General features: G+C 59.3%; 17 protein-coding genes. 5 read left to right on the top strand and 12 right to left on the bottom strand.

The annotated features are described in order from the left end of the window. Nucleotides 1–87 precede the first annotated feature (87 nt). Both ACM530_RS29790 and ACM530_RS29785 read right to left on the bottom strand, forming a co-directional pair. The gene (locus tag ACM530_RS29790; protein ID WP_416363899.1) at nt 88–1,143 is read right to left on the bottom strand and encodes a permease; all 1,056 of its coding nucleotides are present in this window, start codon (nt 1,141–1,143) and stop codon (nt 88–90) included. A gap of 58 nt (nt 1,144–1,201) precedes the next feature. Continuing rightward, on the bottom strand, nt 1,202–1,903 hold the full coding sequence (locus tag ACM530_RS29785) for a histidine phosphatase family protein (protein ID WP_145163383.1): 702 nt from the start codon (nt 1,901–1,903) through the stop codon (nt 1,202–1,204). A 251-nt stretch (nt 1,904–2,154) separates the two neighbouring features. On the opposite strand from ACM530_RS29785, the gene ACM530_RS29780 reads away from it, so the two are divergent. The 3 genes from ACM530_RS29780 to hemB all read left to right on the top strand — a co-directional run bounded on the left by ACM530_RS29780 (nt 2,155) and on the right by hemB (nt 4,804). Further along, a complete protein-coding gene (locus ACM530_RS29780) occupies nt 2,155–2,853 on the top strand; it encodes a glutathione S-transferase N-terminal domain-containing protein (RefSeq protein ID WP_145163385.1) in 699 nt (232 codons plus the stop codon). 17 nt (nt 2,854–2,870) lie between these two features. Continuing rightward, nucleotides 2,871–3,713 carry a PhzF family phenazine biosynthesis protein gene (locus ACM530_RS29775; protein ID WP_416363898.1) on the top strand — a complete coding sequence of 281 codons (843 nt, stop codon included), beginning with the start codon at nt 2,871–2,873 and terminating at the stop codon, nt 3,711–3,713. Between the two features lie 116 nt (nt 3,714–3,829). Then, nucleotides 3,830–4,804, top strand: a complete 975-nt coding sequence (hemB, locus tag ACM530_RS29770; RefSeq protein ID WP_416363897.1) for a porphobilinogen synthase — start codon at nt 3,830–3,832, stop codon at nt 4,802–4,804. A 127-nt stretch (nt 4,805–4,931) separates the two neighbouring features. Here the strand turns inward: hemB and ACM530_RS29765 are convergent, their stop codons facing one another. The 3 genes from ACM530_RS29765 to ACM530_RS29755 form a co-directional block, all read right to left on the bottom strand. Beyond that, nucleotides 4,932–5,279, bottom strand: a complete 348-nt coding sequence (locus ACM530_RS29765; protein WP_369303347.1) for a hypothetical protein — start codon at nt 5,277–5,279, stop codon at nt 4,932–4,934. Between the two features lie 16 nt (nt 5,280–5,295). Next, nucleotides 5,296–10,086 (bottom strand): RHS repeat-associated core domain-containing protein, encoded by a 4,791-nt coding sequence (locus ACM530_RS29760; protein WP_416363896.1) that lies wholly within the window; start codon nt 10,084–10,086, stop codon nt 5,296–5,298. A 184-nt stretch (nt 10,087–10,270) separates the two neighbouring features. Continuing rightward, nucleotides 10,271–10,885: a LysE family translocator gene (locus ACM530_RS29755; protein WP_262206243.1), complete on the bottom strand. Its 615-nt coding sequence runs from the start codon at nt 10,883–10,885 to the stop codon at nt 10,271–10,273. Between the two features lie 146 nt (nt 10,886–11,031). Here ACM530_RS29755 and ACM530_RS29750 point away from each other — a divergent pair, with 146 nt between their 5' ends. After that, nucleotides 11,032–12,117, top strand: a complete 1,086-nt coding sequence (locus ACM530_RS29750; protein WP_145163397.1) for a DUF1615 domain-containing protein — start codon at nt 11,032–11,034, stop codon at nt 12,115–12,117. 203 nt (nt 12,118–12,320) lie between these two features. Here ACM530_RS29750 and ACM530_RS29745 read toward each other — a convergent pair whose 3' ends face one another. Genes ACM530_RS29745 through ACM530_RS29735 form a run of 3 tightly spaced genes read right to left on the bottom strand, consistent with a single transcriptional unit; the run spans nt 12,321 to nt 14,903 of the window. Beyond that, nucleotides 12,321–13,502 (bottom strand): acetyl-CoA C-acetyltransferase, encoded by a 1,182-nt coding sequence (locus ACM530_RS29745; RefSeq protein WP_416363895.1) that lies wholly within the window; start codon nt 13,500–13,502, stop codon nt 12,321–12,323. An 11-nt stretch (nt 13,503–13,513) separates the two neighbouring features. Further along, a complete protein-coding gene (locus ACM530_RS29740) occupies nt 13,514–14,173 on the bottom strand; it encodes a CoA transferase subunit B (RefSeq protein ID WP_017135011.1) in 660 nt (219 codons plus the stop codon). A gap of 31 nt (nt 14,174–14,204) precedes the next feature. Beyond that, entirely contained in the window at nt 14,205–14,903 is a 699-nt protein-coding gene (locus ACM530_RS29735) for a CoA transferase subunit A (RefSeq protein ID WP_058425579.1), read from the bottom strand. A 188-nt stretch (nt 14,904–15,091) separates the two neighbouring features. On the opposite strand from ACM530_RS29735, the gene ACM530_RS29730 reads away from it, so the two are divergent. Continuing rightward, nucleotides 15,092–15,994, top strand: a complete 903-nt coding sequence (locus tag ACM530_RS29730; RefSeq protein WP_145163403.1) for a LysR family transcriptional regulator — start codon at nt 15,092–15,094, stop codon at nt 15,992–15,994. Nucleotides 15,995–16,116: 122 nt separating this feature from the next. On the opposite strand, the gene ACM530_RS29725 is transcribed toward ACM530_RS29730, so the two are convergent. The 4 genes from ACM530_RS29725 to ACM530_RS29710 all read right to left on the bottom strand — a co-directional run bounded on the left by ACM530_RS29725 (nt 16,117) and on the right by ACM530_RS29710 (nt 20,437). Further along, nucleotides 16,117–16,446 carry a hypothetical protein gene (locus ACM530_RS29725; RefSeq protein ID WP_106579931.1) on the bottom strand — a complete coding sequence of 110 codons (330 nt, stop codon included), beginning with the start codon at nt 16,444–16,446 and terminating at the stop codon, nt 16,117–16,119. 611 nt (nt 16,447–17,057) lie between these two features. Further along, nucleotides 17,058–17,906, bottom strand: coding sequence for an NAD-dependent protein deacetylase (locus tag ACM530_RS29720; RefSeq protein ID WP_416363894.1), 849 nt, complete (start codon nt 17,904–17,906; stop codon nt 17,058–17,060). 8 nt (nt 17,907–17,914) lie between these two features. After that, complete coding sequence (locus ACM530_RS29715; protein ID WP_145163407.1) at nt 17,915–18,355, bottom strand: CBS domain-containing protein; 441 nt, start codon at nt 18,353–18,355, stop codon at nt 17,915–17,917. Between the two features lie 132 nt (nt 18,356–18,487). Beyond that, nucleotides 18,488–20,437 carry a DNA topoisomerase III gene (locus ACM530_RS29710; protein ID WP_416363893.1) on the bottom strand — a complete coding sequence of 650 codons (1,950 nt, stop codon included), beginning with the start codon at nt 20,435–20,437 and terminating at the stop codon, nt 18,488–18,490. Between the last annotated feature and the right edge of the window lie 9 nt (nt 20,438–20,446).

The raw sequence follows: 20,446 nt of genomic DNA, 5'->3' as shown, positions 1-20,446 counted from the left end.
ACATTTGACCGCGTTTATCCTGTAGGAACGTGGTCGAGATGTGGGAGCGGGCTTGCTCGCGAAAGCGCCCTGAACCTCACCCGAACTCTACAGGATGACCGCCCCGATCAACCCGCACACCACGCCCACCACCATGGTCAGCACGGCCACCGTCACCAGCACCCGCGCATCGAAATCCTTGCGCAGCATCAACAGGGACGGCAGGCTCACGCTCGGCAGTGTCATCAGTAAGGCGACGGCCGGGCCGGTGCCCATGCCCAGGCTCATCATGGTTTGTACGATAGGGATTTCGGCGGCCGTAGGAATCACGAACAGCGTGCCGACGATTGCCAGTGGCACCAGCCACATCAGGCTGTTGGCCATGGCCCCATCGACATGGGGAAACAGCCAGACCCGCGCGGCGCCCAGTACCAGCACGGCAATGATGTAGATCGGGATCGTGCTCCAGAACAGCTGCCACAGGGTACGCAACCAACGGCTCAGGAACGGTTGCGATTCGCTCAGGCTGGCGTCGGCGACCGCGTTCAATGCGGCTTCGGGCACTTGATCGGGCCGGGCAATCCGCTGTGCCACCAACGACACCCCGACCACCAGCACAATCCCCGCCACCAGCCGCAATGCGGTAAAGCCCCAGCCCAAAACAAAGCCCATGAACACCAGCGTCGCCGGGTTCAACACCGGGTTAGCGATCCAGAACGCCAACGCCGCACCCACCGACACGTTTTGACGGCGCATGCCCGCCGCGACAGGTGCTGCGCAGCAACTGCACATCATCCCCGGCAGGGCGAACAGGCCACCGCGCAGGGTCGAACCCAGCCCGGCGCGGCCAAACAGGCGCAGCAGCCAGTCACGGGGAATCAACACTTGCAGCAGCGAACCCAGAATTACCGCCAGCACGGCAGCTTTCCAGATCGCCAGGAAATACACCTGGGCGTAGGCCAGCGCGGCCGTCAGGGGCGCGGTTTGCTGGTCATTGAGAATCGAGGCACCGATGCTGTGGTCATCCGCCGCGACGAATGCCTTGAGGTAGTAGGGCGACCACTTCACGTAGTAGAGGCCAATGCAGGCCACCAGCAGGAACAGCGCTGGTTTCCACCAGAACGACCAGCCCCGGTTGGGCTGGATGGAGACGAGGTTGGGCATGGTGCTGATCCGCAGATGATTCAATAGCGACGCATCATACGCTTGTGCCGCGCCGGCTTCAGATATCTGCGCTGACCTGAGTTGCATCCGGGCATGTCTGCTGGCCGTTATCCAGGCCTTGCTTGTAGTTGCGGCTCAGCAGCGACGCCTTGCCGTTGTGCCAGGTCAACGTCAGCACATACAACGTGTCGAAGTCACTGCCCGACCAGTCTTCGGTGATGGTGTGTTTTTCGCCCGAAGCCTCACTGGCCACTTTGTTGATCAGCTCCGGCAGGTAGCCGTGCGACCAGGCGGTGTAGATGATCGCGTTGTGATATTTGTCTTCCACCAATTCGTCGGCGAGGGCGCTGGTGTCGTTGGCCGAGAACTTGATGTTCACTGGCAGGCCCAGCTTGATCGCGCTGGGGCTGATGGTCATCAGCGGCCGAATGTAGCTGTAGGAATTATCGTGCTCGCCTTCCTCGACATTACGCGTCGGGTTGGGCGCAAACACGAAGTTGGCTTTGCCGAATTTCTCCGGCAGCACGGTGGCCAGGTTCATCGCGCGGTTCAGGCCCTGGCAATTGAGCTGGCCGAGGCCGCCGACGGGTTTTTCGCCGTGGCGCAGGAATACCAGGGTTTGCACGCCATCCACCGGGCCGGCGCTGCTGATGCGCGACTCCAGGCTCAGGCCGATGGCGCCGCCTGCCAACAGCAGCGGCAGCATGATGTACGAATAACGTTTAAGGCGTTGCGCAAGGCACAGAGGCTTGATTGTCATTAGGTTCGAGTCTTCAGTGCATCGGATTAAGGCGGACAAGCCGGGACCCAGCGACGCATCCGGCGTCCTGCGGTTTTTCCGTGTCGTTGTAACAGGGTGTCTCCTTTCACCGTAATGGCGCACTTAAGAGTGCGTATCGGCATTTTGGTTCGCCTGCGCGCACGATAGCGTGGTTATGTTGCGCAATGATGACCCATGCAGGACGGCGTTGGGGTGGCTATCATGGGGGCTTTCCGCCTGGGGATTTCCCGATGAATGCACTCGCCGCTTTCCCGATCAACAGCAAATGGCCCGCCCAGCATCCGGAGCGTTTGCAGCTGTATTCGCTGCCCACGCCCAACGGCGTCAAAGTGTCGATCATGCTTGAAGAGCTGGGCCTGCCCTACGAGGCGCACAAGGTCAATTTCGAGACCCAGGACCAGTTGTCCCCGGAATTTCTGTCCCTGAACCCCAATAACAAGATTCCCGCGATCATCGACCCCAATGGCCCGAGCGGTCAGCCGCTGGCGTTGTTCGAATCCGGTGCGATCCTGATTTATCTGGCGGAAAAAACCAGCCAGCTGCTTTCCGAAGACCCGGCCACCCGCTATGAAACCCTTCAATGGCTGATGTTCCAGATGGCCGGTATCGGCCCGATGTTCGGCCAGGTCGGGTTCTTCAACAAATTTGCCGGCAAGGCCTACGACGATAAACGTCCGCGTGATCGTTACGTCGCCGAGTCCCGGCGATTACTGGAAGTGCTTGAAAAACGCCTGCTGGGCCGCACCTGGATCATGGGTGACGAGTACAGCATCGCCGACATCGCCACCTTTCCGTGGATTCGCAACCTGATCGGCTTCTATGAGTCCGGCGATCTGGTCGGCATCGCCGACTTTCCTAATGTGCTGCGCGCGCTGGACGGCTTTGTCGCACGTCCGGCGGTAATTCGTGGCTTGAACGTACCTGCGTGACCCTAGAGCGTTGAAGTATGCCCTCTTTTGATTTCAAGCAACTGGATGTATTCAGCAGCGTTTCGCTCAAAGGCAACCCACTGGCGGTGGTGCTGGGCGCTGACAGCCTCACTGACCAGCAGATGGCCGATTTTGCTAACTGGACCAACCTGAGCGAGACCACGTTTTTGCTGACGCCGCGTGATCCTCGGGCTGACTATCGGGTAAGAATTTTTACCACGCTCACAGAGCTGCCGTTCGCCGGGCACCCGACGCTGGGCAGTTGCCATGCCTGGCTGCAGGCGGGCGGCGTACCGAAGGGCGACGAGATCATCCAGGAGTGCGAAATCGGCCTGGTGCGTGTCCGTCGTGAAGGCGGCGAGTTGGCGTTCATTGCGCCACCGTTGTTGCGCACCGGCCCGGTGGATCCACCTCTGCTTGAGCGCGTGCGCCTGGGGTTGGGCCTGGCGCCCGAAGCCATCGTGAGCAGTCAATGGGTCGACAATGGCGCGGGCTGGCTGGCAGTGATGTTGGCCGATCGCGACCAAGTGCTTGCTTTGCAGCCGGACTACTCGCAATTGCACGGTCTGGCGATTGGCGTCATCGCAGCTTGTGACCCGGCGCGCGACGCCGTGGACACGCACTTCGAAGTCCGCGGCTTTATCGCCGGCGACGGCGCTCAGGAAGACCCCGCCACTGGCAGCCTGAATGCCGGCATTGCCCAATGGTTGTTGAGCGAGGGGCTGGCGCCCGACTGTTATGTGGTCAGCCAAGGCACGGTCATGGGGCGCGCCGGGCGTATACGCGTCGAGCGCCACGGCGATGAAATCTGGGTCGGCGGTGCGGTTGCGGTGTGCATCGACGGGCGAGTACAGCTCTAGATCAATGAATTGTTACGGGCTGCGCAATACACTGTTGGCCCCTTGGCGTTTGTGCTGCCGGGGCCAAGGGGCATAAGCTTTCGCCCCAACTATTTCTGCCGCTATTCAGGACAGCCATGACCAGCCAGTTCCCCCAAGCCCGTCCACGCCGCCTGCGCCGCTCTGCGGAGCTGCGTGGTTTGTTCCAGGAATCCGAATTCACCCTCAACGATTTGGTACTGCCGATTTTCGTCGAAGAAGAAATCGACGACTTTGTGCCGATCACCAGCATGCCGGGTGTGCAGCGTATTCCTGAAAAGAAACTGGCCGCTGAGATCGAGCGCTATGCCCGCGCCGGGATCAAGTCAGTGATGACGTTCGGCGTGTCCCACCACCTGGACGCCAACGGCAGCGACACCTGGAAAGAACGCGGCCTGGTCTCGCGCATGTCCTCGATCATCAAGGACGCCGTGCCGGAAATGATCGTGATGTCCGACACCTGCTTCTGCGAATACACCGACCACGGCCACTGCGGCGTGATGCACGGCGCCCACGTCGACAACGACGCGACCCTGGTCAACCTCGGCAAACAAGCCGTGGCCGCCGCCCGCGCCGGTGCTGACGTAATCGCGCCGTCTGCTGCGATGGACGGCCAGGTCCAGGCAATTCGCCGCGCCCTGGACGACGCTGGCTTCACGCATATTCCGATCATGGCCTACTCCACCAAATTCGCCTCGGCCCTCTACGGCCCGTTCCGCGAAGCCGGCGGCAGCGCGCTCAAAGGCGACCGCAAAAGCTACCAGATGAACCCCATGAACCGCCGCGAAGCCGTGCGCGAATCGCTGCTCGATGAGCAGGAAGGCGCAGACGCGCTGATGGTCAAGCCAGCCGGTGCCTACCTCGACATCATCCGCGACATCCGCGAAGCCTCGCGTTTGCCGGTGGCGGCGTATCAGGTGAGTGGTGAGTACGCGATGATTAAGTTTGGTGCCCAGGCAGGGGCGATTGATGAGGCACGGGTGGTGCGGGAGACGTTGGGGTCCATCAAGCGCGCGGGGGCGGATTTGATATTTACTTACTTTGCGATGGATTTGGCGTTGGCGGGGATTTAATTCCGGTCGGTGACCCTGTGGCGAGCGGGTTTGTTCGTCACGGGCCTGGGATTGCTGTAAAGCACCGCGCTGGCAAACAATGAGCGTTGCGAGATGATGTTGAGGTTATAAAAAACAATCGAGGCTTTCAATGTGTGCTTCTGTAATCCGTAAGACGGTTCAAGAGTATCTGCATGAACGCTCTTTGATCGTATACAGGTGTGCTGAAGTAAGTTGCCATCGTTTTAAATACAGAATCGAAGCTGTCGTTGATAGATAAGTAGTGGTCGATCGAATCGATAAACCACTCCTGTTCAATCTTTGTATATGACAAAAACTCAGGTTTGGTCAACTCATCAAATAGCTCTGAAAGCTCCTTTTCATTATTTATATCTTTTGATGCAATAAGCTTTTCTCTTTCTAGATCGTCAGTATTTTCAATATCATAGGTAAATAATAAGCCGCGAATTATTGACATGCTGGGTTCTTTTTTCACACTTTTCATGGTTTTCTCACTCCGTATATGCTGTTTTAGGGTTGCCTTGGCTGTTGAGTATTACTCGGGCGTTGCGCTTTTGGCCATACTGCATGCCATCGGCGGAATATCCATCGCCAATTACCCTCCCCATGTTCATGGGTCTCAATGATGCGGCATGACCGTTTCTTCTGAAAATGAGCTGTGCTCTAAATATAGCGTTCAATTGATCCTTATGACTGAGATATCGAGTCGCGGCAGGTGGATATTTAGGCTGACCTATATTCGGACCTGATGTATAGACTTCGATAATTCCTGTTGTCGGGTTTCTTGCTGTTTGGAGTCTTTCCAGTTGAGATTCGAGTGTTGTCTGGGCGCCGTGTTTTTCCAAGAAATGCGCGCCTGGTGTCAATTTCTCTAGCTCATTCAATCGCCTGTACGCGTTTGCTTCTGTAAGTTCATCAATCCTCGCCTGTCGCTCTGCACGCGACATTTGTGGTGTTGCTGGCTCTGCGTGGTTAACGCCTACCGGCGGCTTTTTGTCGATAATACTTGGCGCGCAGCCATCCCCGCCGGGGCATGTGTTCAATCCCAGCGGATCGACCCACCCCGTAGGGTTCGGCGCGTACCGGTACGCGTTGATCCCACCTGCCAGCTTCACCGGGTCGGGCGTCAGGTAACGACCAATATCTGGATTGTAGTAGCGATGGCGGTTGTAGTGCAGGCCGCTTTCCGGGTCGAAGTATTGGCCTTGGAAGCGCAGCGGGTTGTCTATTTTCCCGACATCTAGACGGGCTATTTCACCGTAGGCGCGGTAATGCGCGGACCAGACGATTTCGCCGTCGGGGGCGGTGAGTTCCTGCGGGGTGCCGAGGTGGTCGAGTTGGTAGTGGAACGGCTGGGTATGTTTTGGACCAAAGCCCTCCAGCAGGACCAGCGGACGGAAACTGTCCGGCTCGTAGATATAACTGCGATGCCTGCCCGCGTGATGCTCCGCAACCAGCTTGTCGCCTTGCCAAAAAAACTCGGTGGTGATGTCGTCGACGGTTTTGCTGATCCGTCGACCAAACGGGTCATAGCGATAGCTGGCCGTTTGCCCGTTCGGCTGGGTGATGCCGATAAGCCGATGCTGGCAATCGTAGCGGTACTCGGTAACGAGTTGATGACCCTTACTGAGTCTTTGGCGGATCAGATTGCCGAACGCGTCATAGTCATAATGATGATCGCCCTGAATCACCAGCCGATTCCCCGCCACGATGTCCGGACCGGGTCGGTCCTGCATCAGCAGGTTGCCGGCCGGGTCGTGGCCGAAGCGCTCTTGCACGTCTTGCGAGTGATCCGCTCGAGTCAGGCGGGCGAGGGGATCGTAGTGGTAGTGGTGTTCACCTTTGCGCGTATCGAGCAGGCGGGTGAGGTTGCCGGATTTGTCGTAGTCGTAGTGGCGGCGGTAGAACTTGTGCTCCTGTTGAGTCACCGCGTGGGCGTGTAGACGGTTTTGGTCGTCGTAGTCGTAATGGCTGAGCAGTTGGCCTTGTTGGCGCTGGCGTTCTTTTCCGTTGTTGAACAGGTGAGAGGTGAGGGTTTTGCCGTTCAGCTCGACGGTGGTGAGGTGGCCGCTTTTGTCGTGGTTGAAGGTGACGCGGTTGTTGTCCGGCAGGCGCAGGTTTTTCAGCTGGCCGCAGGCGTCGTAGCCGTAGCGTAAGGTGCCCCAGCCTTGGTGGTCGGCGATGAGGCGGTTTTGGCTGTCGTATTCGTAGGCTAGCGCCCAGTGGCCGTCGTCGACGCTGAGGAGGTTGCCTTGGCGGTCGTAGGCGTAATCGACCACTCCACCGTCTGGGAGGGTTTTTCGTACGAGGCGGCCGGAAGGATCTCGCTCATAGCGGGTGACTAACTGACTGCCATCGTCGCCGTGCTCGGTTTTCTCCAGCAGGTTGCCGTTGAGGTCGTAGACGTAGGCCGTGCGCTGACCGTCAAAGCCGACTTCTTGCTGGATCAGCCCGTTGGGGTGGTAATCAAGCCGGTAGGTCTCGCCGACTTCGTTTTCGATCTCGGTCAGCAGCAGCCGGGCGTTGTCGTAGCGGTATTTAACCTGGGTGCCATCGGCATTGAGGCGGCGGCTGACCAGGTGCAAACCGTCGGCATATTCGTAGCGGGTGACATGCCCCAATTCGTCACGTTCGGAGGTGATCTCTCCGTAGGGGTTGTAGCTGAATTCTCGCGTCGCTCCATCGGGCTTGGTGAGTTTCAACAAGCGCCCTGCGGCGTCCCATTGATACTGCGTCAGCGCGCCATGCTCATCCTCGCGCGCAACTTGCCGTCCAACATCGTCATAGCGATAACGCTTAACCCCACCATTCGGCAGCTGTTCCTCAACGAGCTGCCCACGCTCATTCCAGACCAGCCGATGACAGCCGTTATCCGGGTACCAAACCCCAATCAGCTGCCCGTGTTTGTCGTAGGTGTAGTCCGTAATGTGGCCGTCAGGATCTGTCTGACGCGTAATATCGCCTTGGTCATTACGCTCATACTTCCAAACCGCCTCACCCCGCCGTACAACCCGTACGAACCCGTTGTCATGCTCGTAGGAAGTCGGCTCATCATCCCCCGGAAACAACGCCACCAAGCGTCCCGCTTCGTCGTACTGATACGCCGTCACCGCCCCCAGCGGATCTTGCTCAACCGTCAGCCGACCCTTGTCGTCGTAGGATTTGAAGTGCTCCGCACCATCCGGATCAATCCGCTGCACCAGCCGCGCGCGCTGGTCGTGGACATACACTTCCTGACTGCCATCAGCGTTGTGAACCGTAACCCTGCCGTTGTCATCCCAGACATAGCGCGTGTCCATCTGCGAAAAGCTGGCCCAATGCCGGATGCACCGGGCCGCCTTACCCGCGCGTTCCCATTCCCAGAAGAAACTCGCCCCACCGGCCAGCTGCCGCTCAAGAATGACGTGCTGATCGTCGTACCGATAAACCTCACTTTCACCTACAGCATTGGTCGCTGAAACCAGTCGCCCAGCGTCGTCATAGGCGTAGGAAACGACGTTCTGCTCCGTCACCCACACATATGGCTCATGCCCTTTGGCGCGATGAACCTGATAGTCCACGGCCACAATGCGACCGAGTTCGTAGCGCAAAAACAGCGACCGACCCGCGCCGTTATCCAGCCGCTCAATCCGGCCCAAACGATCACGAGAAATCCGCAGCCGGTTGTCATACGCATCACTGATCGCCGTCAGCACACCGTTGCGGAAATGGTAGAAACGTGACGCCTGAGCCAGCACCAACTCATCGGGCAGAGCACCCAAATAGATCGCCGCTTCCGCCAAGCTATTGGTAATCGCCGGACGAGCCACAGTAGGCAAGGGCAGGGCAGTCGACCGATTCTCATGATCCGTCCAAACCACCGAATCACCCGCAACCACCAACCGCTGCGCCAGCGCATGACTCCAGCCAAACCCCAACCCGCAATCCACTTCCACCGCACTGGTGCGGTACAACCGCGTCCACTCAAACGGTAAAATCCCGTCCAGCGCACCATCGGTAAGGGTCAGCAATTCCTCCCCGGTGACCATCGACACCGGGCAGCCATTGGTGGCGGTTTTGTCCGCAGGCGCCGCCGCATCTCCCTGGGGATTCTTCGCAGCAACAGGCACATCATCGACGTGTTCCTGGCGCACCAACGCGGTCTGCTGTTTCTTGGTACGAACCGCCGGCACTGGGTTGGAAACCAACTGATCCCCAGCCTTCAACGGTGCAACCGGCACCGTCTTGATTGGGGTTGCGGCACTCCGTCCCAGCAACGGCTTAACCACCTTGGCATGCGGCTCCAACCGGGGCATCACCAGCTTTTTAGCCAGCAACTCCAACAACTCCGACGTCCGCTCAGACTTGATATGCCCCAGCACCTTCGTACCCAGGCGCACCGCCACACCCACGCCTGCTGTCGCCCAAATCAGCAGCAGGTTGATCAACACCTCGCCAGTGATTTCCCCCATCAATTCATGCATTTCTTTCGGCGGCAGCATGCGCATCCAGCTGACCATTGCCGACACGTAAATGAACAACAATGGCTCATCGCTGAGCACCAGCAGGCCGTCGGCGATTGCGTCGTTGCCGAGCTTCAGCAGTTCATCAAGTTCAGTTTGGGAGATGTATTGCAGCAACTTCTCGCTGCTGGGCTTGATGTCCGCCAGTAAATCAACCAGTTGAGTAATGTTGTCCCACAGGCTGTAAAGCGCTTTGCCCATGCCACTTAGAAACGCTGTTTCCACCATCCTGCGCTGGTCTTGCGCGATAGCGTCCGTAAAGTCTTTCCAACGTGCCTCAAGCGTGCTGTTCCATTCGTCGCGCAGGCGCGCTTCCAGTTCCGCGATCACCGACTGATAAGACGCATACAGCGCCTTGACGTGATCCTTGGAAACGTTGGGATAAAAACTGATTCGGTACTGCTGGTTGCGATCACACTCGGTGATTTCAAGAATGCCGCTGGGGCCGATGGTCTTGTGGATCGGCTCACCCAGCGGGCCACCGTTGGGGTTGACGCGTTGCAGTATCACCGGCGTATCGCCGATGGGCACAAACTGCGTGCTTTGGAACATGTGCACCAGGGTCAACGTGCCGTTGGCCTGGCAGGTGGCGACGGTGCTGCTGGGAAAAATGGAGGGGGCTATGGGCGCGACAAGCGTCACTTCATCGCCAACCTTGAACACCTGCTCGACATCCAGCGCCGAAAAGCTCCAGAAGCTCAAAGCCCAGTCGTCAAAGGTGTTCAGGCAGCCCCGGAAATCACGTAAGACGCCTTCAACATCCGGCGCTTTGACGTCCATGGGCCTCAGGGCCAGCCGGCCAATAGCCGGGTTCAAGCGACAGCCCCGTCAATACGTGTTCCAACACAAAAAACCATCTGCAATCCCTCGCGCTGTGTGATCAGGCGAAGGACTTTGCCGAGGTTTTCAGGTGGTATCTGTAGAGCTTATCCGGCAGTTATGTGGGATGTTTCGGTAGTCCTTGTCAGCGCTGCGCAAATGCCAGGTTTAAGCCCAACCCTGCAAAGGCTGCCGCAAAACTTCGGCGCAGCCAGTTCTGCACGCGCGGCGATTCGATCACGGCGCGGCGAAAGCCATTGGCCAACAAGCCATAGATGACGAAAACCGCAAACGTCATCGCCATGAATACTGCGCTCAGTACCAGCATTTGCACGGCGGGCGAGATGTTGCCTGGGGTAACGAACTGGGGCAGAAAGGCCAGGAAGAAAATCGTCAGTTTGGGGTTGAGGATGTTCAACAGGAAACCACGGATCATCAGGCTGCGCGCTGTGGTTGCGGTCGGTGCGTCATTCATCGCGAAGGCCGAGCGATCACGCCAGGTGGCGTAGGCCAGGTAGAGCAAGTAGGCAACGCCCGCATACCTGAGCACTTCAAACGCCAACGCGCTGGTGTGCAGCAGGGCGGAGAGGCCGAGCACCGATGCCAGCAAGTGGGGCAGGATGCCTGCGGTACAACCCAGCGCAGCAAATACGCTGGCGCGCTTGCCGGCGGTGAGGCCGGTGGAGACGGTAAAGATCACACCGGTGCCGGGGATCAGCACGACGATCAGGCAGGTGACGAGGAAGTTCACACTGAGCATGGCATTCAAACTCCTTGTAGGAATGGTCGATGACAGATCCTGTCACGTTAGTTTGTGATTGGCGAGTACGGCAGGTCGGCGAACCCCGGTTAGACTTACCTGTCGATATCCGCAATGCCCGGCCCGTCGCTACCCAAGGAAGCCCCATGTATTCAAGCCGCCTGATCCTGTGCCTCACCACGTTGCTGGTGCTGGCCGGTTGCTCCACTTCACGCAGTCCGCAACAGCCGGAGCGTAGCGAGGCCGAGGTGAAAGCGCAGATCGTGCGCCTGCTGCCGGCGACGGTGCCGGACCGTGGTGGCTGGGCACAAGACATCTACACCGCCTTCGACACTCAGAAAATCTACCCCAGCACCGAAAATATCTGTGCTGTGCTGGCAGTCACCGAGCAAGAGTCCACCTATCAGGTCGACCCGCCGGTGCCAAACATGGGCAAGATCGCCCAGGATGAAATCCTGCGCCGTGCCGGCAAGGTCCATGTGCCGGCCTTTGTGGTGCGCAGCGCACTGCAATTGCGCTCGCCTACCGGCAAGTCCTACGCCGAGCGTTTGAGTGCTGCACGCACGGAGAAGGACCTGAGTGGAATCTTTGACGATTTCATCAGCGTGGTGCCTCTGGGTAATACCTTATTTGGCGGTTTCAACCCGGTGCATACCGCAGGCCCCATGCAAGTCAGCATCGACTTTGCACAGAAACAGGCCCGGGGTTATCCCTACACAGTGGACGGCACGATTCGCCGTGAAGTCTTCACGCGGCGCGGCGGCATGTATTTCGGCATCGCCCACTTGCTGGGCTACCCGGTCAGTTATGACCAGCCGCTGTACCGCTTTGCTGACTTCAACGCCGGTTGGTACGCCAGCCGCAATGCCGCGTTCCAGGCCGCCGTCAGCCGCATTACTGGCACCGAGCTGGCGTTGGATGGCGACTTGATTCGCTATGGCTCATTGTTGCCGGGCACCACTGAGTTGGCGGTGCGCTCCCTGGGGGCCAAGTTGGACATGCGCAATCCGACCATCCGTAGCCAGTTGGAGAAGGGTGAGCAATTGGACTTTGAGGAGACCACTCTCTACAAACGCGTATACGCGCTGGCTGATAAAGCGGCCGGCAAGCCGATGCCACGGGCGATACTGCCGGGCATCGTGCTGAAAAGCCCGAAGATCACCCGCAACCTGACCACCGCGTGGTTCGCCAAGCGCGTGGATGACCGGTATCAGCGCTGCATGAAGCGCTGATTATTGTCGCTGGCGGGCGCGTCGTGGCGAGCGGCTTGTTGTGGCGAGCGGGCTTGCCCCGCGTTGGGCTGCGAAGCAGCCCTCAGTCAGCAGAACGCGGTATGTCAGTCATCACTCGGTGCCTGGTTCTGGGGCCGCTTCGCAGCCCAACGCGGGGCAAGCCCGCTCGCCACAACGGGCCTTTTCTCATGTTGCTCTTTGAATCAGTTGCGCTCGAGGGCTAGGGCTACACCCTGGCCGCCACCGATGCACAGCGTCGCCAGGCCTTTCTTGGCGTCGCGCTTGATCATTTCATGCAGCAAGGTCACCAGCACGCGGCAACCCGAGGCACCGATCGGATGGCCGATGGCGATGGCACCGCCATTGACGTTGACCTTCTCGGCGTCCCACTCCAGCTCTTTGCCCACCGCCAAAGATTGCGCGGCGAAGGCTTCGTTGGCTTCGATCAAGTCAAGGTCGCCCATGCTCCAGCCGGCTTTGTCCAGGCAGCGGCGAGTGGCTGACACCGGGCCGATGCCCATGATGGCTGGATCGACGCCGGCGTTGGCGTAGCTGGCGATACGCGCCAACACAGGCAGGCCGAGGGCTTTGGCCTTATCTGCACTCATCAACAACACTGCAGCGGCGCCGTCGTTGAGGCTGGAAGCGTTGCCGGCAGTGACGCTGCCGTCTTTCTTGAATGCAGGTTTGAGTTTGGCCAGGGATTCGGCGGTGGTATCGGGGCGCGGTTGTTCATCCACGGCGAAGGCCACTGGGTCGCCTTTGCGCTGGGGAATCAGGATCGGCGTGATTTCATCGACAAACCGACCGGCTTCAATAGCCGCAGCGGCTTTCTGCTGGGAAGCGGCGGCGAACGCGTCCTGGGCTTCACGGCTGATGCCGTACTTGTCCACCAGGTTCTCGGCGGTGATGCCCATGTGGTAGTCGTTGAACGCATCCCACAGGCCGTCGGTGATCATGCTGTCGAGCATTTTGGCATGACCCATGCGCAGACCGGTGCGCGCAGCAGGCAATACGTACGGCGCCAGGCTCATGTTCTCCATGCCGCCGGCAATGATGACCTCGGCGTCGCCGCAACGAATCGCCTGGGCGCCCAGGTGCAGGGCCTTGAGGCCCGAGCCGCAGACCTTGTTCAGGGTCAGCGCTGGTACTGCGTGGGGCAGCCCGGCGAGGATCGACGCCTGACGCGCAGGGTTCTGACCACTGCCGGCGGTGAGTACCTGGCCGAGGATCACTTCGTCCACTTGCGCCGGGTCCAGGCCGGTCTGCTCCAGCAGGCGACGGATCACGGCCGCGCCCAGTTCCGGTGCCGGGATACTGGCCAGCGAACCTTGAAAGCTGCCCACGGCGGTGCGGGTGGCAGCAACAATCACGACGTCTTGCATGGAATCTGTCCTCACTGGAAGTGCATTTCTGGAACGTGGTCCGGGACGATCAGTTTACCGGCGGTCTTGCTCACAATCTCTTCAACGCTGACGCCAGGTGCGCGTTCCTTGAGGACAAAAGCGCCATTTTCGATCTCGAGGTAAGCCAGGTCCGTCAATACACGCTTGATGCACTTGGCGCCGGTCAGCGGCAGGCTGCACTGGCTGAGCAACTTGGACTCACCGTCCTTGGACGCATGGGTCATGATCACGATGATGTTTTCTGCGCCGGCCACCAGGTCCATGGCGCCGCCCATGCCTTTAACCAATTTGCCGGGAATCATCCACGAGGCGATGTTGCCTTGGACATCCACTTCAAACGCGCCGAGCACGGTGAGGTCGACGTGGCCGCCGCGAATCATCGCGAAGGACTCGGCAGAGGAGAAGATCGAGGCGCCAATGCGTGCCGTCACGGTCTGCTTGCCGGCGTTGATCATGTCGGCATCGATGGTTTCTTCGGTCGGAAAAGGGCCCATGCCGAGCAGGCCGTTTTCCGATTGCAGCATCACTTCCATGCCTTCGGGAATGTAGTTGGCCACCAGGGTCGGAATGCCGATGCCGAGGTTAACGTAGAAACCGTCCTGCATTTCGCGTGCGACGCGTTGAGCCATTTGTTCGCGGGTAAGAGCCATTGTTTGTCTCCTTATTATTTGGGCTGGCGGATTATTTGCGGACAGTGCGCTGTTCGATGCGCTTCTCGAAGGTGCCGCAGATGATCCGGTCGACGTAGATGCCTGGGGTGTGGATCTGCGCCGGGTCCAGCTCGCCCGGTTCGACGATTTCTTCAACTTCGACCACGGTGATCTTGCCGGCGGTGGCGGCCAGCGGGTTGAAGTTCTGGGCGGTGTGGCGATAGATGACGTTGCCGAAATGGTCGGCTTTCCAGCCTTTGACGATGGCGAAGTCACCGGTGATGGACTCTTCCATCAGGTAGGGGCGGCCATTGAATTCGCGGGTTTCCTTGCCTTCGGCGACGGGGGTGCCGACGCCGGTGGCGGTGAAGAAGGCCGGGATGCCGGCACCGCCTGCGCGCATTTTTTCTGCCAGGGTGCCTTGGGGCGTCAATACCACTTCGATTTCGCCGCTGAGCAGTTGCTTCTCGAACAAGGCGTTTTCACCGACGTAGGAGGCGATCACTTTGCTGATCTGCTTTTGCTCCAGCAGCACGCCTAGGCCAAAACCATCGACGCCGCAGTTATTGGAGACCACCGTCAAGTCGCGGGTGCCTTTGCGCTTGATCTCGGCGATGAGGTTTTCCGGAATGCCGCACAGACCAAAACCACCGGAGAGCACGGTCATGCCGTCTTCCAGGCCTGCCAGTGCTTCTTCATAGGACGCCACGCGTTTATCGAAACCTGCCATATGCACCTCTTTTATTGTGTGTGGGCCAGCCAATGACACGAGTGTTGCGCCGACGGATTGATTTGTTAAGTTGTTTTTTAAGGTTGATTGGTTTGAAAAACAGCATAATCGGCGTTAAGCCGCACACTTAAAGCATAGACATGCGGCAACCTCACTTGCAGCATTTGACTGGCAGCGTGGAGCTTCCTATGACCGTTAAACAGATGCGTGCCTTTCTCGCCGTGGCCCAGAGCTTGAGTTTCGCCGCTGCTTGCGAGCGCCTGCACCTCTCTCAATCGGCGCTGAGCCTGACCATCAAAGGGCTGGAGGAGGGTTTAGGTGGGCGCTTGTTCAGCCGCAATACGCGCAATGTCGCGCTGACGCCTGAAGGTGAGTCGTTGCTACCTCTGGCGCGTCGCTTGATCGCCGATTGGGACAACGCCGAGGACGAGCTGCGCCAGCGTTTCACCCTCCAGCGTGGCCGGGTCACCGTGGCGGCGATGCCGTCGTTTGCGGGCAACTTGCTGCCACCGATCCTGAAGATATTCCGTGCTCGTTACCCGCAGGTGAACGTGACGGTGCATGACCTGATCAACGAGCAGGTGCTGGAGATGGTGCGTGACCGTCAGGTGGAACTGGGCGTGGCGTTCGAGCCGTCCGAGGGTTCGTCGCTGGCGTTCACCCCGTTGTACCTGGACCGGTTTATTGCGGTAGTGCCCGGAGATTCACCGTTGGCCCAGCGAAGCGAAATCGACTGGCAAACCTTGCTGGAGCAGCCGTTCATTACCCTGCAGCGGCCTTCCACGGTACGGGTGATGCTCGAGGAGCATCTGGGCGCCTTGCAGATGAAATTGCCGGTGGCGCTGGAGAGCCATCAATTGGCGACGGTGGGCAAGATGGTTGCCAATGGCCTTGGCGTCAGCGCCGTACCGGCCTTGTGCGCGAAACAGATGGAAGAGGCGGGCGCCCATTGCATCACGTTGAGCGATCCGGTGATCGAGCGACCGATTGGTGTGTTGACCAAGCCGGGCCATGAATTGTCGGCAGCTGCGCAGGTCTTGTTCGATATCTTTCGCGATGAAGCCGCTAAAGGCCGATTCCCATCGTTTTGATTACGACGCAAAACAAATGTGGGCGCTGGCTCGTCGGCGATGGCTATTTAAAACTCAACATTAACGTTGAATATTAAACCGCTATTGCCGACGGGCCAGCGCCCACAGTGGTCGAGTATTACTTAGTAGTAGCGGTCGATTACTTTAACGTTCGAGCTGTCTTTGAAAGATGCCCAGGCATTGTTAAGTGTGTCGAATACCTGCTCGATAAAGTTTTGATCCGCAGCCGCCTTCTTGCCGACATAACCCTGGCCGCGGCGGTACATTTTCAGGCGCGCCGCCAGGTTACGGTTATTTTTATCGAACTCTTCCTCAAGGGTGTGGGGCGCCACGCAGTCGATATGGACTTGACCCGATTTTTCGACCCACAGGATATGGTCGTCGAGTGTGTCTTTCTGCGCTGCGAACATCTCAGCCAATTCATCGATAGTTGGTTGGTTGTTCAGATTCATAATGTAAGCCCCTTGACCAGTTGGCGATCTATCAGTTGATTCCGTTAAAACTGCTTAGTTGTCTCCGGCTCAGAAAGCCGGGCGTCAGTGACTGTCTGCCGAATACGGGCAGGGTCTTGAACCTGATGCATGTAGTTTTGCTGATGAGCGGCTACGCAATGGTTTCATAGCGAAGACAAGCAGCGTTTTAGCTTCTTGTACCGATCCTTGCGGGCCGGTCAGCTTCATCAATCTGCCTTGTGGGCAGTGCACATCCGGAAAAAACAGCTCGGCGGTCAGACGAGCTTGTTCAAAACACGTGTTACCAACGCTCCCGATCCGGGAGACGTCTCGATAATGCAAGGGTAAAAAGGTTACGTCAACGGTTATGTAGTGATTTTTTTCGAGCACTACATAAATCGTTGTAGGGACGGGGGAATGCGGAAAAACGTGACTTGGGCGTCATTTTTTGTGCGGTTGGTCGAAGGGGGCGCGGTCATTAATTCGGTATAGAAATCTGTGGGAGCGGGCTTGCTCGCGAAGGCGGTGGGTCAGCCGGAACGCTTTTGACTGACGCACCGTCTTCGCGAGCAAGCCCGCTCCCACACGCAGCCCTGTTTACATTGTTGGTGCTACTGGCTCAGCCGCTCGACCAGCAACGGCAGCAACCGCTCGCAGGCCGCCTCGATCTTTACCTGCAACAGCTCATCCCCGCGTGTCTTGCCCAGGTTGATGGCAATCACCGGCTTGCCTTGCTCCACCGTCGCCTTGCACAGGCGAAACGCCGAATAGGCCATCAGCGAAGAGCCCACCACCAGTAACCCCTCAGCCTGCTGTACCGCGGCCATTGCTTTGGCCGCCGTGGCCTGGGCGACGTTCTCACCGAAAAACACCACATCGGGCTTCAGCCGTTGGCCGTTGCAGTGCGGGCAGTGGGGGACTTGGAAGCGTTCTTCAAAGGCAGGATCGAGCAGCGTATCGCCGTCGGGCGCCTGCACGGCATCGACGCCGGCCAGGTAGGGGTTCTGATCTTCCATCACCCGCTGGATCACATCGCGCTCGCTGCGCTGCTGGCAATCCAGGCACAGCACTCGATGCAAACTGCCATGCAGCTCGATCACATCATGGCTACCGGCCTGGTCATGCAAGGTATCGACGTTCTGCGTAATCAGCCCGCTGATGCGTTCGCGTTGTTGCAGCGTGGCCAGCGCCAGGTGAGCCTTGTTCGGCTGCGCGACCCGCACCCGTGGCCAACCCAGCATCGCCCGCGCCCAGTAGCGGCGCCGCGCTTGCGGCGTGGCCAGGAATTCCTGGTACATCATCGGCGCCTTGCCCCGGCGCACGCCTTCGCTGTCGCGATAATCAGGAATGCCCGACGACGTGCTGATGCCCGCACCGGTCAGCACCACAAAGCGCCGTTCGGCCATCGCCCGGTGCAGGGTATCGAGGTGGTCTTCTTGATGTTCCAGCGTGTCGAGCATGGGGTCCCCTATTCGCCGCGGATGTACTGCTCCAGTTGTTTGATCAGATCAGCCTGCTCGGCAATGGCTTCCTTGACCAGGTCACCGATGGACAACAGGCCGATCAGCTTGCCATCTTCGACCACGGGCAAGTGGCGCAGGTGACCGTCCGTCATGATGTTCATGCACTTGTCGACGCTCTGGTGAGTATCGACGGTAATCACCGGCGAACTCATGATTTCACTCACGGCAGTGGTCGCAGAGGAGCGGCCCTTGAGGATCAGCTTACGTGCGTAATCCCGTTCACTGATCACCCCCACGACTTTGCCTTCGTCCACAACCGGCAAGGCGCCGACGTTTTTGGCAGCCATCTGGATCAATGCCTCCATCACCGTCTGGTGCGACTTGATGGTGTGGACCTCCTGGTTCTTCTGGTCCTTGGCTTTGAGCACTTGTGCGACGGTTTTCATGGCGGCCACTCCGGTGTTGTTGTTAGGAAGTCAGCAGGTCCCTTACAGAATCCTAGACGGGCTACGGGGCTGCAAGGTCCAAAGCGGCGTTAAACCCGTCGAAAAACGTCATTCGCTGGATTTTTTCGTCTTTCACCCGGCATTTGTCGGCTTTTTCCCCCGTTTGGTACCGGCCGTTGTCTTGCGTGGCGCCGTCTTGCGCTTCTTTTTCCATGGCGTGGCGCCTCGGCCTGCCGGGCTGGCCGGGCCGGTGATGGCCATGCGCATACCATTGCAGCGCGCCACTTGCTTGCTCATCCACGCCGCCTGCTTGGCGACGAATTCTTCCAGGCTCATTTCACCGCTTTGCACCATGTCCAGCGCCTGTTCCCAGATCGCGGTGGTGCCTGGGTCGGCAATGGCTCGAGGTACGGCGTCGATCAGGCTGAATGCGGCCGGAGTGGCCGAGAGTGCCTTACCGTTTTTGACCAGGTAACCACGGTCCAGCAGCCCCTGGATAATTCCGGCGCGGGTGGCCTCGGTGCCGATGCCGGTGGTGTCCTTGAGTTTTTGCTTGAGCAGTGGGTCTTCCACCAGCTTGGCGACGTTTTTCATCGCCTTGATCAGGTCGCCTTCGGTGAAGGGTTTGGGCGGCTGGGTCCACAGGTCTTTGAGGTTGACCTTGGCCACCGCGTAGTCCTGGCCCTGCACCAGCGTCGGCAAGGCTTGCGGCGCGGGTGCCTCGCGCCCCTTTGCCGGGGCCAGTGCTTCGGGCAACGCGCGTTTCCAGCCTGGCTCGATGACAACCTTGCCGACTGCGCGCAACGCTTGGCCTGCGCAGTCGAAATCCGCCTGGGTGCGATCGTATTCATGGTTAGGCAGGAACTGCGCCAGGTAACGTGCGCGAATCAGGGTGTAGACCGCACGGTATTTACCAGTGAGCTGCCCCACATCCTTACCGGCCCCGGTGGGAATGATGCCGTGGTGCGCGCTGACCTTGGCGTCGTTCCAGGCCCGCGAACGGCGCTGGGGATCGATGTGCGGCATCAGCTCGTTCACTGCCGGGTCCGCACGCCCCAACGCAGCTAAAATCTTCGGCGCCTCGCTGTGCTGGCTCAACGGCAGGTAGCCGCAATCACTGCGTGGGTAGGTGATGACCTTATGGGTTTCGTAGAGTGACTGGGCGATATCCAGGGTTTCCTGGGCACCGAGCCCCAGTTTTTTGGAACAGATTTCCTGCAGGGTACCCAGATCGAAGGGCAGGGGCGCCACCTCGCGCATGCGCTCGGTGCGCAACTTCACCAGCCGCGCAGTGGCGGCGTTGCGCATGGCATCGGCAGCGTCGCGGGCCAACTGCGGGTTAAGGCAGCGGCCCTGGTCGTCACACGCATCCTCCGTGGCGCGCCATTGGGCGGTGAAGGTCATGCGCTCATGGCGCAGATCGACATCGATGGCCCAATAAGCCACCGGCACAAAGTCGGCGATGCTGCGGTCGCGGTCCACTACCAGGCGCAAGGTTGGCGTCTGCACCCGGCCCACCGGCAACACGCCTTGATAGCCGGATTGGCGCCCGAGCAAGGTAAACAGACGGCTCATGTTCATGCCGATCAGCCAGTCGGCGCGCGAGCGACCCAGCGCCGAGTGATACAGGCTGAAGGTTTCGGCGCCCGGCTTGAGCGCGGCCAGGGCTTTGCGAATGGAGGCGTCATCCAGCGCCGACAGCCATAGCCGCTGGATCGGCCCGCGATAACGGCAATGCTCGACCAGCTCCCGGGCGATCATCTCGCCCTCACGGTCGGCGTCGGTGGCGATCACCAGGTCCTGGGCTTCTCCCAGCAAACGCTTGACCGCCTTGTATTGGCTGGCGGTCTTGGGCTTGACCTGCATCTTCCATTTTTCCGGGACGATCGGCAGATCGGCCAGCACCCAGCGCTTGTATTTGGCGTCGTAGGCATCGGGCGGGGCGGTTTCCAGCAGGTGACCGATGCACCAGGTGACTGTGACCCCATTGCCCAGCCAGCAACCGTCGCCGCGCCGGCTGGCGCCGAGCACGGCCGCGATATCTTTGGCCTGGGAGGGTTTTTCACAGAGGTACAGCCGCATGGTCATCAC

Origin of the sequence: Pseudomonas sp. NFX183, assembly GCF_047943075.1 — a bacterium.
Lineage (GTDB): Bacteria > Pseudomonadota > Gammaproteobacteria > Pseudomonadales > Pseudomonadaceae > Aquipseudomonas.
The sequence above is the reverse complement of the archived record's forward strand: the minus strand, read 5'-3'. Positions and strand labels throughout refer to the sequence as shown.

Bases quoted from the DNA above. Each gene is read 5' to 3' on its own strand.
- hemB (WP_416363897.1), top strand. From the start codon at position 3,830: ATGACCAGCCAGTTCCCCCAAGCCCGTCCACGCCGCCTGCGCCGCTCT.
- ACM530_RS29720 (WP_416363894.1), bottom strand. From the start codon at position 17,906: ATGCTCGACACGCTGGAACATCAAGAAGACCACCTCGATACCCTGCAC.
- ACM530_RS29740 (WP_017135011.1), bottom strand. From the start codon at position 14,173: ATGGCTCTTACCCGCGAACAAATGGCTCAACGCGTCGCACGCGAAATG.
- ACM530_RS29725 (WP_106579931.1), bottom strand. From the start codon at position 16,446: ATGAATCTGAACAACCAACCAACTATCGATGAATTGGCTGAGATGTTC.
- ACM530_RS29755 (WP_262206243.1), bottom strand. From the start codon at position 10,885: ATGCTCAGTGTGAACTTCCTCGTCACCTGCCTGATCGTCGTGCTGATC.
- ACM530_RS29760 (WP_416363896.1), bottom strand. From the start codon at position 10,086: ATGGACGTCAAAGCGCCGGATGTTGAAGGCGTCTTACGTGATTTCCGG.
- ACM530_RS29790 (WP_416363899.1), bottom strand. From the start codon at position 1,143: ATGCCCAACCTCGTCTCCATCCAGCCCAACCGGGGCTGGTCGTTCTGG.
- ACM530_RS29735 (WP_058425579.1), bottom strand. From the start codon at position 14,903: ATGGCAGGTTTCGATAAACGCGTGGCGTCCTATGAAGAAGCACTGGCA.
- ACM530_RS29715 (WP_145163407.1), bottom strand. From the start codon at position 18,355: ATGAAAACCGTCGCACAAGTGCTCAAAGCCAAGGACCAGAAGAACCAG.
- ACM530_RS29745 (WP_416363895.1), bottom strand. From the start codon at position 13,502: ATGCAAGACGTCGTGATTGTTGCTGCCACCCGCACCGCCGTGGGCAGC.
- ACM530_RS29780 (WP_145163385.1), top strand. From the start codon at position 2,155: ATGAATGCACTCGCCGCTTTCCCGATCAACAGCAAATGGCCCGCCCAG.
- ACM530_RS29785 (WP_145163383.1), bottom strand. From the start codon at position 1,903: ATGACAATCAAGCCTCTGTGCCTTGCGCAACGCCTTAAACGTTATTCG.
- ACM530_RS29775 (WP_416363898.1), top strand. From the start codon at position 2,871: ATGCCCTCTTTTGATTTCAAGCAACTGGATGTATTCAGCAGCGTTTCG.
- ACM530_RS29710 (WP_416363893.1), bottom strand. From the start codon at position 20,437: ATGCGGCTGTACCTCTGTGAAAAACCCTCCCAGGCCAAAGATATCGCG.
- ACM530_RS29750 (WP_145163397.1), top strand. From the start codon at position 11,032: ATGTATTCAAGCCGCCTGATCCTGTGCCTCACCACGTTGCTGGTGCTG.
- ACM530_RS29730 (WP_145163403.1), top strand. From the start codon at position 15,092: ATGACCGTTAAACAGATGCGTGCCTTTCTCGCCGTGGCCCAGAGCTTG.